The organism is Vibrio sp. V43_P6S15P86, from assembly GCF_009904725.1.
Classification (GTDB): domain Bacteria; phylum Pseudomonadota; class Gammaproteobacteria; order Enterobacterales; family Vibrionaceae; genus Vibrio; species Vibrio diabolicus.
The window spans coordinates 1-11,462 of sequence record NZ_WXWT01000143.1 but is presented as its reverse complement, the minus strand read 5'-3'; the positions used below and the strand labels follow the sequence as shown (position 1 = coordinate 11,462).

9 protein-coding genes and 1 pseudogene are annotated in these 11,462 nt (G+C 45.0%); 6 read left to right on the top strand and 4 right to left on the bottom strand.

Translation table 11 applies throughout. The features are described from left to right. The coding region (ppk1, locus tag CAG69_RS06310; RefSeq protein ID WP_161443239.1) for a polyphosphate kinase 1 at window positions 1–1,992 on the bottom strand (1,992 nt) is incomplete at its 3' end. A 207-nt stretch (window positions 1,993–2,199) separates the two neighbouring features. Here ppk1 and CAG69_RS06305 point away from each other — a divergent pair. The 5 genes and pseudogenes from CAG69_RS06305 to phoU all read left to right on the top strand — a co-directional run bounded on the left by CAG69_RS06305 (window position 2,200) and on the right by phoU (window position 7,658). After that, a complete protein-coding gene (locus tag CAG69_RS06305) occupies window positions 2,200–4,404 on the top strand; it encodes an ABC transporter permease subunit (RefSeq protein WP_161443236.1) in 2,205 nt (734 codons plus the stop codon). 30 nt (window positions 4,405–4,434) lie between these two features. Further along, window positions 4,435–4,666 (top strand): annotated as a pseudogene (locus CAG69_RS22750) (phosphate ABC transporter permease PstA); the annotation flags it as partial. Window positions 4,667–4,794: 128 nt separating this feature from the next. Further along, window positions 4,795–6,108, top strand: coding sequence for a phosphate ABC transporter permease PstA (pstA, locus tag CAG69_RS06300; protein ID WP_443087787.1), 1,314 nt, complete (start codon window positions 4,795–4,797; stop codon window positions 6,106–6,108). Between the two features lie 2 nt (window positions 6,109–6,110). Continuing rightward, on the top strand, window positions 6,111–6,929 hold the full coding sequence (gene pstB, locus CAG69_RS06295; RefSeq protein ID WP_005381745.1) for a phosphate ABC transporter ATP-binding protein PstB: 819 nt from the start codon (window positions 6,111–6,113) through the stop codon (window positions 6,927–6,929). A 30-nt stretch (window positions 6,930–6,959) separates the two neighbouring features. Continuing rightward, window positions 6,960–7,658, top strand: a complete 699-nt coding sequence (phoU, locus tag CAG69_RS06290) for a phosphate signaling complex protein PhoU (protein ID WP_161443233.1) — start codon at window positions 6,960–6,962, stop codon at window positions 7,656–7,658. Between the two features lie 62 nt (window positions 7,659–7,720). Here the strand turns inward: phoU and ppk2 are convergent, their stop codons facing one another. From ppk2 to CAG69_RS06275, 3 genes are all read right to left on the bottom strand, one after another. Continuing rightward, a complete protein-coding gene (ppk2, locus tag CAG69_RS06285; RefSeq protein ID WP_005381743.1) occupies window positions 7,721–8,497 on the bottom strand; it encodes a polyphosphate kinase 2 in 777 nt (258 codons plus the stop codon). Window positions 8,498–8,567: 70 nt separating this feature from the next. Next, window positions 8,568–9,311, bottom strand: coding sequence for a copper homeostasis protein CutC (locus CAG69_RS06280; RefSeq protein ID WP_104979997.1), 744 nt, complete (start codon window positions 9,309–9,311; stop codon window positions 8,568–8,570). A 283-nt stretch (window positions 9,312–9,594) separates the two neighbouring features. Continuing rightward, a complete protein-coding gene (locus tag CAG69_RS06275) occupies window positions 9,595–10,206 on the bottom strand; it encodes a peroxiredoxin C (protein ID WP_005381738.1) in 612 nt (203 codons plus the stop codon). Window positions 10,207–10,405: 199 nt separating this feature from the next. On the opposite strand from CAG69_RS06275, the gene CAG69_RS06270 reads away from it, so the two are divergent. Further along, a complete protein-coding gene (locus CAG69_RS06270; protein ID WP_005383681.1) occupies window positions 10,406–11,311 on the top strand; it encodes a hydrogen peroxide-inducible genes activator in 906 nt (301 codons plus the stop codon). The last annotated feature ends 151 nt before the right edge of the window (window positions 11,312–11,462 follow it).

The window sequence follows — 11,462 nt, the reverse complement described above, 5'->3', positions numbered from 1 at the left end:
ACCTCGTGGTACGTAAGCGTTGCTCATTTCCTTATCTATAAAACGAGCCTTTACTGTATCGGTAAAATGGATATTCGTTATATCAATAATTCTCTGTTTCAAACGTGGATCACGGACTGGCGCCGCCACCTCAATGCGGTGATCGATATTTCTTGTCATCCAGTCAGCAGAGGAGATATAGACTTGCGGATCGCCATCGTTATGGGTAATCACCACGCGTGGGTGTTCCAAAAAGCGGTCAACAATACTGATGATCCGAATGTTGTCGCTGATTCCCTCAATGCCTGGCACTAAGGAGCACATGCCGCGAATGATCATATTTATTTTCACTCCCGCCGTACTTGCACCATATAGCTTATTGACGATGCCTTTGTCGACTAGGTTATTGACCTTGATCGTAAGGGCGGCTTTCTTTCCTAGCTTGGCATTCGCAATTTCATTATCAATTAAGCGGTAGATTTGGGTTCGAGAATTACGTGGAGATACCATGAGGTGGTTGAACTTCACTGGGCGGTATGGATTCTCAATATAACCGAAGACATTACGAACTTCGTTAGTGATTTCTTGATCTGCGGTAAGGAGAGAGAAGTCGGTATAAATTCGTGCCGTCTTCTCATGGAAGTTGCCTGTGCCGATGTGCGCGTAGCGAATAATTTCTTCACCTTCACGACGACTGATCATCAGTAGCTTTGAATGAATCTTAAGGCCAGGCGCTCCGAAGATGACGTGCACCCCTGCCTCGGTCAACACTTTTGACCATTCGATATTGGCTTCTTCATCAAAGCGAGCCTGCAGCTCCACGACCACGGTGACGTTTTTGCCGTTGTGCACGGCATCAATTAACGAGTTCATCAAGCGAGAATCTTTCGCGACACGGTAAATGTTAATCTTGATACTAAGTACTTTCGGATCAAAGGAGGCTTGGCGCACCAACTCACTAATGTGGTCAAAAGTGTGGTAGGGGTAATAGAGTAGAATATCTTTCGCTTTAATCGCATCAAAGCTGTTAGCGTAACCTTCGAAATCGGCGCACTTCATTGGCGGAAGCGGTTTATTTTCAAGGTACTCTCGCCCAACATTTGGAAACGCAATGAAGTCTTTAAAATTGTGATAGCGGCCGCCGGGGATAAGGTTATCGTAATTAGAGATATTGAGCTTGTTACAAAGAAACTCTAGCATTTGGGGCGGCATATCACGTTCGTAGACGAAGCGAACGGGCTTTGCTGTCAGTCGCTGATTGACACCTTCCGACATCTGTTCTAGCAAGCTGTATTCGATTTCGTTGCGTAAATCGTATTCGGCGTCACGCGTCATTTTCATCGCATAGCCGCTAAGCTCATCATAATCAAAAAAGCCTTTGAATAGCTCATCCAAACAGTGGCGGATAATATTATCAAGTAAGATGATGGTTTTTCGACGCTTTCCTTTCTGTTCTGGTACCATCACAAAGCGGGGAAGGTGATCGGTCGGAATTTCGATCAGAGCGTATTGGTAATGTTCTTCTTTACGTAGCTCTACGGCGATGTAAGCGTACTCGTCTTTGAGAAATTGAAGAACATCGATCTCATCTTTCATTAGCAGAGGGGTGATATGCGGCATGACCTCTCTACGGAAGTATTTCGCGATCCACTTTTGTTGCGATTCATCCAGTTGTTGTTCGTTGACCAAGAAAATGCGACGTCGCGCCATTTCTCGAATCAATTCGCTGTAAAGCTCATCAAATTGTTCGTTAAGCTTGAGTGCTTTCGACTGCATTTTGGTTAACAGTCGTTTAGGGCTATCACTGCCACCGCGCTCTTGGCTGATTAGGATTCTGCGCTTCACGTCCGCAAAGCGTACTTTGTAAAATTCATCTAAATTGTTGGAAAAGATCCCAAGAAAGCGAATACGTTCGATCAAAGGGACGGTTTTATCGGCAGCTTCTTGTAATACTCGTTCGTTGAAAGACAACCAACTCAGTTCTTTTTCTATATATAGTTTTTCTGCGCTCATAACCTTACCTAGCCAAAAGTGAAGTAATACGTACTCATCTTGGAAAAATGGATGAGTGAGAACATTATGAGATTTTCATTACAGATTTATTTCATACCACGCATTGCATAAGAGTTGTATTCTTTTCAGGTGTTTAATGTGATCTGTAATATAATTGTCATCTTAACGACATATTCTAGTACTAAGTCAAAAAAGGTAGAGATTTAAATGGCACAAGCCGAGTTTTCATTGCAGGAAAAAGATAAGAAACGACTGATAAAAGATCGTTTAGTTCGACTTGCAGTGACATCCGGTGGTGTCGGCGTACTCGCGGCGCTTATTTTGATCTTTGTCTACCTCGCCATGGTGATCATTCCGCTTTTTTCTGATGCGGAGATCAAAACCAACCAAGCCATTCGAGCTACTCATATTGAAACACCACTGTCGATTTCAGTGGATGATTACGCTCAGCTCGCGTTCGTTCTAACCCAAAGTGGTGAGATTCAATATTTGTCGATGGACGATCCTACGAAACCTGCGGTGTATAAACAGCAAATCGTCCAGGAACCCGTCGCTTTCTCTCAATCTGCTCCTGGACTAGGTTGGTATGGGTTTGTTGATGGGCAGGGTAAAGCGCACCTTTTCAAGCCTGAATTTAATGCCACGTTGAGAGAAAATACACGTCCTCCGGAAGTGATTGAACTAGACACCAGCATGGATCTGACGCTGAGTACGCCTCAAGATCCTGTGACTCAGTTTGTGTTTGCAGCTTCAACGCCGTTACCAACAATTGTTTGGCAGACACAAAGCGGTGAAGTGAAGGCTCGCTGGCAAGCGGCTTCGTCTTTGGGTACGCCTCCTACAACGATCGATTTTACGTTCTCTTCAGGCTTTGATGCACCTCAGCAAATGTTATTGACACCTGATGGTGAAACGCTTTATTTGCGCGATGGCTCTGAGTTGATCGTGTTAAAGAAAACCGCACGTAAATTTGCTGTGCGAGAGGTGGTCGATCTCACTCAAGGTGATAAGAAGCATTCCGTTCGTACGATAGACTTATTGGCTGGTGCTTACTCGCTTTTGGTGACGCACAACGATGGTCGGGTGTCGCAATGGTTTGATACGCTGCAAGAAGAGAGACGCACGTTAACGCATATTCGTGATTTTAAATTGGCATCAGAGCTTAAGTATTTGTTGCCGGATTCTCATCGCAAAGGATTTTATAGCTTTTACACCAACGGCACGTTGCAAAGCCATTATACAACCAGTGAAAAACTGGTGTTGTTTAAGCGTGCGTACAATCAAGCGCCCGCAATCGCAGCAATGTCTAACAATGAACGCTACTTAATCACTTGGCAAAATAATGAGTTAAATGTTGCGGAAGTGGACAATGCCTATCCGGAAATTTCATTGTCCTCATTATGGCAAGAAGTGTGGTACGAAGGGTATCCTGAGCCTGAATATGTGTGGCAATCGACTTCGGCGAGCGATAACTTTGAGGCTAAGTTCAGCCTAGTACCTATTGCGTTTGGGACGATAAAAGCGGCGATGTTTGCGATGCTGTTTTCAGTACCGCTCGCAGTGCTAGGTGCTATTTATACGGCGTACTTTATGTCGCCACGCATGCGTCGTGTCGTAAAACCGTCGATTGAGCTAATGGAAGCACTGCCGACGGTGATCATTGGTTTTCTCGCGGGGCTGTGGTTCGCGCCTATTGTCGAAGATCACCTGATTACGATCGTCGTTATGCTGTTTGTTTTGCCCTTGAGCACCATGATTATGGGCGGGCTATGGGCATTAATACCGCAACCTTTGCGGAATCGCCTGCCTAATGGTTGGCATGCTTTAGTGCTCATGCCTGTCATATTGGTACTGATTGGGCTTGGAGTGTGGATTTCGCCTACGATTGAGCAGACGTTCTTTGGTGGCGATATGCGCTTGTTCTTAACCGAGCATGGCATTGGTTACGATCAACGTAATGCATTGGTGGTGGGGTTAGCGATGGGGTTTGCTGTTATCCCGACGATTTTTACCATCGCCGAAGATGCCATTTTCTCTGTGCCGAAGCATTTATCGGATGGCTCTTTGGCATTAGGGGCCACGCCTTGGCAAACTTTAATCTATGTTGTCTTGCTTACCGCAAGCCCGGGTATTTTTTCTGCCATTATGATGGGGCTGGGACGCGCTGTTGGTGAAACCATGATTGTGTTAATGGCAACGGGCAATACGCCATTAATGGATTGGAATATTTTGGAAGGATTGCGCAGCCTGTCGGCGACCATCGCCGTTGAGTTGCCAGAGTCGGAAGTTGGAAGTTCGCATTATCGCCTGCTGTTCCTAGCTGCATTGATTTTGTTTGTGTTTACGTTTGCAGTAAACGCGCTTGCGGAGTGGGTTCGTCAGAGACTGAGAGACAAGTACCGTGCGTTGTAATAATGGTTTGAATAAAGAGCGAGTAATGACGTGTTAAATTGGATTCGTTCTGGCGCACCGTGGATATGGCTAACAGGCGGTGCAGTCAGCATCAGTTTGTTGTCGGTATTAGGGTTGTTACTCCTTATCGGCTGGAAAGGCCTGACTTACTTTTGGCCTGCTCCCTTGTATCAGTGGAATGTTGCAGCGCTGACCCCTGTGCAAGGCGAAGTACTACATGAAAATACTATTCTGATTGGTCAAGTGTATGAACGCAGCTTTGTACCGAAGAGTTATCTGCCTGAAAGCGCGGCGCAGCAATTAGAAGAAGATGAAGACTTTGCTACGCGACTCAGTATCAAAATCGCCAACCGAGAGTTGTATCCCGCCGATTTTATCTCCGTATTGCAAATGCAGTTGGATGAGCCCACGACGCCAAAAGAGTGGGCAGTGATCGAGCGCAGTAGTGGCGGTTACTTTTTTGGTAAGCTGGTGGCGTTTCAGGATGGAGACAACTTATACACCAACGATATTCAATCCGTCTTGAACAGAAAACTGGATGATGCAGAAACTCTGCGCCATGAGATTGACTCTTTGGTGGTCGATCAGCTTAAAGAGCTTGGTTGGAAGCTAGAGCAGTTGCGATTAGAAAAGCGCAAGCATGAATTGAATGACACGCTGACAGAAAGCTTCTTAAAGGAAAACCAGACGAAAAAAGAGCAGATAGAAAAAGCGCTTGCGACGTTAGATTTGCAACTTGATGGTTTACGACTTCAGCTCTCTGACTATGCCTTGATTGCCGAGGATATGACGGGGTCACAAGTATCGATCCCGCTCGAAGACATTTTGGACTATTGGTATCCAAACCAAATGTCATTGCCTGATAAAGTCATGCATTGGGGAAAACAGGTTTGGAAGTTTTTATCTGAAGATCCAAGAGAGTCAAACTCCGAAGGAGGCGTGTTCCCTGCGATATTTGGTACGGTTTTCTTAGTACTCATCATGTCGATCATTGTGATGCCACTTGGGGTGATCGCCGCTATCTATCTACATGAATATGCTAAGAATAACGCTCTAACCAGAGTTATTCGTATTGCAGTCATAAACCTAGCGGGTGTTCCATCGATTGTTTATGGCGTGTTTGGTTTAGGCTTCTTCGTTTATACGATAGGTGCCTCTATCGACAACGTATTCTATGCGGAGAAGCTACCGGCACCAACCTTTGGTACGCCGGGTTTGTTATGGTCTGCACTAACTCTTGCCGTGCTGACGCTTCCAGTTGTGATTGTGACGACGGAAGAAGGTTTAACTCGTATTCCGAGCTCCGTACGACATGGCTCTCTGGCACTTGGTGCAACTCAGTTCGAAACGCTATGGCGCGTGGTTTTGCCTATGGCGACGCCAGCTATTATCACAGGTTTGATCCTTGCGATTGCGCGTGCAGCTGGCGAAGTAGCGCCACTGATGCTGGTGGGGGTCGTGAAATTGGCATCCAGTTTACCGGTTGACGGACAATTCCCTTATGTGCATTTGGATAGAAAGTTCATGCATTTAGGTTTTCACATTTACGATGTTGGCTTTCAAACCTCCAACATCGAAGCGGCGCGACCATTAGTTTATGCTACCTCTTTCTTACTCGTGACAGTGATTGTCGGGCTAAACTTAACAGCAATCAGTATTCGCAATAATTTACGAGAAAAATACAGAACGTTAGGACAAGATTAAGTATGTTTAATTTTGATAGTACATTAGGTTATGAGCCACCATTGGATGTTCATAATTTAACGGATGAACAAACAGCCATCTCAATCGAGAACCTTAATCTGTTCTATGGTCAAACTCAGGCGCTGCATGATATTTCGATGCGAATTCCCAAAGGGCGAGTCACCGCTTTTATCGGTCCTTCAGGGTGTGGAAAGTCGACGTTATTACGTTGCATCAATCGCATGAACGACTTAGTGGAAGGGTGTCGAGTCACAGGTAAAGTGCGTCTCCATGGCAAGAATGTTTATCATCCTAATGTCGATGTTGCGACACTTCGACGCCGAGTGGGGATGGTGTTTCAAAGACCCAATCCATTTCCTAAGTCTATTTATGAAAACGTAGTTTATGGCTTACGCTTACAAGGTGTAAAAAACAGCCGCAGTTTAGATGACGCAGTGGAGCGATCCTTGCGCTCAGCGGCGTTGTGGGATGAGGTAAAAGACCGCTTGCATGAGAACGCATTTGGCTTATCTGGTGGTCAGCAACAGCGCTTGGTCATTGCGCGGGCGGTGGCGATTGAGCCGGAAGTCCTGTTATTGGACGAGCCAACATCAGCGTTGGATCCAATCTCAACTTTAACTATTGAAGAGCTTATCAATGAGCTGAAGACTCAATATACTGTCGTTATCGTTACCCATAACATGCAACAAGCGGCGAGAGTGAGTGATCATACTGCATTCATTCATATGGGTAAGTTAATTGAATACTCTGACGCGGACTCGATCTTCACCTCGCCAATGAAGAAGCAGACCGAAGATTACATTACGGGTCGCTACGGTTAAGTCGCGACTCTATACGGAATAAGGAACATCATGCACTTTGGACGTCATATTTCAGGACAATTTAACGTAGAGCTAGAATCGATTCGTACTCATGTATTAACCATGGGGGGCTTGGTAGAACAGCAGCTTTCGTATGCTATTCAAGCCTTGCATAAAGAAGACATCGAACTGGCGCGTAAGGTTGTGCGTGACGATCATAAAGTGAATGCGATGGAAGTCTCGATCGATGACGCTTGTACACGCATTATTGCTAAGCGTCAGCCAACGGCAAAAGACTTGCGCTTAATCATGGCTATCATCAAAACGATCACTGATTTAGAACGCATCGGTGATGTGGCGACACGCATTGCTTACGTTGCCATCGAAAGCCCATCATCAAAAGAACGACAATTCCAAGTGTCGTTAGAGCCTCTCTGCCGTCAGGCAATTAATATGCTGCATCAGGTTTTAGATGCGTTTGCCCGCATGGATGTAGAAGCGGCAGCAGAGGTGCATAAACAAGATGACAAACTAGACGCCGAGTATGAAGCGGTGATTCGTCAGTTGATGACTTACATGATGGAAGATCCAAAAAATATCCCTAACATTCTGCAAGTGATGTGGTCGGCACGCGCGATTGAACGCGTGGGGGACCGCTGCCAGAACATCTGTGAATACATTATTTACTTCGTGAAAGGGAAAGATGTACGCCATCTAGGTGATCAAAGTCTTGATGACGTACTGAAGTAACTGACTTCAATAAATAGACCAGCTTTTAGGCTGGTCTATTTATTAGAGAGAAGGAAAGCACGTCAATATTTATCAGGAACGAAGGTCTGATCATCAATGGGCGCTCTGACGTAACCTTCTTTATTGAGTTCAGGTAATTCGATGGGTGAGTACTCAAGTGCTTTGTAGTCAATCTGGCTTAGTAAATGACTGATACAGTTCAAGCGCGCTTTCTTTTTGTCATCAGAAGGGACGACCCACCAAGGGCAGTTTTTCGTGTCTGTATAGGCAAACATCTTATCTTTTGCTTCCGAATACTCCGCCCAGCGATGACGTGACTCTAAATCCATTGGGCTGAATTTCCAACGTTTGATCGGCGTATTAATTCGACCTAGAAAACGTTTTTCCTGCTCTTCGTCTGAAACCGAAAACCAATACTTAATCAGAATAATCCCAGAGCGTTGCAACATTCTCTCGAATTCAGGGCAAGAGCGTAAAAACTCCTCGTATTCGTCTGGAGTACAGAACCCCATGACTTTTTCGACACCTGCTCGGTTATACCAACTTCGGTCAAATAAAACGATTTCACCAGCAGATGGTAAATGAGCGACGTAACGTTGGAAGTACCATTGCGTTTTTTCTTTTTCTGTCGGTGCAGGCAGAGCCACTACGCGACAAACACGCGGGTTTAGCTTTTCTGTAATTCGCTTTATCACCCCGCCTTTGCCCGCAGCATCACGGCCTTCAAACAGAACCACCACTTTTAAACCTTTGTGTTTGACCCACTCTTGAAGTTTTACGAGCTCAACTTGAAGGTTTTTCAGCTCCTTTTCGTATTCCTTTTTCTTCAATTTAGACATACACATTTCCTCACTCCTTGATAAACAATATGTTAGCACTCAAAAGCTATGCGCGTGAGGTTACGGTGGTCTATTTGAGAGCTGCTACGACATCGGTAATGGCTTGTGTACTTGTGATGGGGATTAAAAAATCATCGACATCGGATGCGCCCATTTTGCTTTGTTCAGCAACAAAGGTCATTTGGCTAGGGCGTGTGGTTTTGCCTGACAGATGGATTTCAGGAATTTGAGTGTCTTCTACTAACGCACGTACGTTACTCGCATTAACGCCAGCCCCCGCCATGATTGCTATGCGCCCTTGGGCTTGCTTAACCAAAGCTCTAAGCACATCGATCCCTTGTGGTGCTGAAGGCGCAAGACCGGAGGTTAAAATACGTTCACAACCTAAGCTGATCACTTCTTCCAAAGTTTTTTCAGCGTCACGACACTGGTCAAAGGCACGATGGAAGGTCACGCCTAAGCCAAGCGCTTGAGCAAATTCACACAGCGCAGCCGCGTAAGGCATATGAATATCACCGTCTTGAGTGAGCACGCCGAACACGACACCGCTCAAGCCTGATTGGTGAGCCGCTTCAATATCCCAACGCATCATTTCGATCTCTTCTTCATTGTAGAAGAAGTCACCTTGGCGTGGGCGGATCATGGCATAAACTGGAACACTCGAAAGCTTAGCCGCTTGCTGCATAAAACCATAACTGGGTGTTAGTCCGCCTAAAGCCAAAGAGGAGCAAAGTTCAATCCGAGTGGCGCCGCCAGCAATGGCGTAGTGCAGAGATTCAATATTATCGATACAGACTTCTAGGTGAGTAACCATGTTCATTCATCCTGCTAACGTTACAAATAGGTGTTGTGGCTAAGATATTAACAGGGCCAGTAAGCAGAATCTGTATGGAGGGGATGATAAATAGAGGTAAAGTTTACGCTAAAGCGTTACCTCATTTTGGCGGTTTATCTGAAGGAAAAAGAAAGCCCAGAGCAGAGGCTCTGGGCTTTGATAGGACTTTACTTAGACTGATTGGCGTTTGCGGTTTTCCGCATTAGCTTATTGCTTTATATACATCCAACCATCACACCCGTTGAGCTAGGGTGAAGGTCTATTATTTTTTGCCTAGGTCAGCTGCGTGCTCAGATAGGAACGCTGCAACACCTTTTGGAGATGCGTCCATACCTGCTTTACCTTCTTCCCATTGTGCAGGACATACTTCGCCGTGCTTCTGGTGGAAGTTAAGAGCGTCAACCATGCGTAGCATTTCGTCGATGTTACGGCCTAGTGGTAGGTCGTTAACTACTTGGTGACGTACAACGCCTTCTTCGTCGATTAGGAAAGAACCACGGAAAGCAACGCCTGCTTCTGGGTGCTCAACGTCGTAAGCTTTACAGATTTCGTGCTTAACGTCAGCAACTAGTGGGTACTTAACTTGACCGATACCGCCATCTTCGATAGCAGTGTTACGCCATGCGTTGTGAGAGAACTGAGAATCGATAGAAACACCGATTACTTCAACACCTTTAGCTTGGAAATCAGCTAGACGGTTGTCGAATGCGATTAGCTCAGATGGGCAAACGAAAGTGAAATCTAGTGGGTAGAAGAATACTACTGCTTTCTTACCTTTAGTGAACTCTGCAAAGTTGAAGTTTTCAACGATTTCACCGTTACCTAGAACAGCTGCTGCAGTAAAATCAGGGGCTTGACGACCTACTAGTACCATTTTTTTGCTCCTAAAAAGTATGGTTAGTTCCAAACCGAATTCAGTTGTGTCGGTTTGGTCCGTGTTTGTACGAGACAAACTATAGTACAGATTGTAGTATTGAAAAAAGCGAAATAAATAGATTGAGTTAATCGAAAAAAACGATAATAGCAAAACTCTTAACTCGATCACTGGAACGGCGGTAGATACAAATACAATTATGAATAAATGGCCCAGTTTGAAGCAGTTGCACTACTTAGTCACACTGCATGAAACAAGACATTTTAGTGACGCTGCAGAGCGTTGTTTTGTCAGTCAGTCGACTTTAAGTAAAGGTATTCAAAACTTAGAGGAATTGATTGGTTGTCCATTATATGAAAAGAAAGACAAGAAAAGTCCACTGGTTTTTACCCAAACGGGAGAAATGGTAGTAAAGCAGGGGCGAGAGCTGTTAGCAAAAGGGCAAGATTTGGTCGAGCTTGGACGTATGTGCCAAGGCGACGATATGCAAGGCCAGCTAAAAGTGGGATGTATACCAACAATTGCTCCGTTTTTACTGTGTGATTTGGTGCAAGAGGTTAACTACCGTTTCCCACAACTGAATCTTTTATTAAGAGAAGACACGACAACAAACTTACTTCAAGCGCTTAGACACGGTGAGTTGGATGTACTCATTTTAGCGTTGCCAGTCGAAATTGACGGTATGGAAAGCCGAGTGGTGGGTAAGGATCCGTTTCGAATGGTTATTAGTGCGAATCAAGCCCAATCGGTGCCTGTGCCGATTCGTTACGCAGATTTACCTGACGAATCCGTCTTTTTATTAGAGAAAGAGCATTGCTTAACGGAACACGCGGTATCAGCGTGTAAATTAACAGATAAAGAAAAAATTAATCCGTTTACAGCAACCAGCCTTCATACTTTGGTGCAAATGGTTGCGAATGGTTTGGGAACAACGTTCATTCCTCAAATGGCTATCGACCACGGCCTGCTGCATAACCAGAATTTAGTCGTGATCGATCCCCCAGGAAAGCAAGCCTATCGCGAAATTGGCTTAGTTTGGCGTCCGAGTTCATCAAGAACTAAAACATTTAATCAGCTTGCAGAAGTCGTTTCCGAACTGCTTTAGCTATTAGTATTAGCCTCTACATCTCCATTATTTATCTAAAAGCGCACTGAAAATAGTGCGCTTTCTAGTATTTTATTCTGTTGGTGAACTTTGACTTGTAAAATTTCACAGCTCTTCTTTGATGAAGCTTTCATAAAATAGTGAAATTTCA

Coding starts and splice junctions, on each gene's coding strand:
- CAG69_RS06305 (WP_161443236.1), top strand. CDS start 2,200: ATGGCACAAGCCGAGTTTTCATTGCAGGAAAAAGATAAGAAACGACTG.
- pstA (WP_443087787.1), top strand. CDS start 4,795: ATGCAGTTGGATGAGCCCACGACGCCAAAAGAGTGGGCAGTGATCGAG.
- pstB (WP_005381745.1), top strand. CDS start 6,111: ATGTTTAATTTTGATAGTACATTAGGTTATGAGCCACCATTGGATGTT.
- phoU (WP_161443233.1), top strand. CDS start 6,960: ATGCACTTTGGACGTCATATTTCAGGACAATTTAACGTAGAGCTAGAA.
- ppk2 (WP_005381743.1), bottom strand. CDS start 8,497: ATGTCTAAATTGAAGAAAAAGGAATACGAAAAGGAGCTGAAAAACCTT.
- CAG69_RS06280 (WP_104979997.1), bottom strand. CDS start 9,311: ATGGTTACTCACCTAGAAGTCTGTATCGATAATATTGAATCTCTGCAC.
- CAG69_RS06275 (WP_005381738.1), bottom strand. CDS start 10,206: ATGGTACTAGTAGGTCGTCAAGCCCCTGATTTTACTGCAGCAGCTGTT.
- CAG69_RS06270 (WP_005383681.1), top strand. CDS start 10,406: ATGAATAAATGGCCCAGTTTGAAGCAGTTGCACTACTTAGTCACACTG.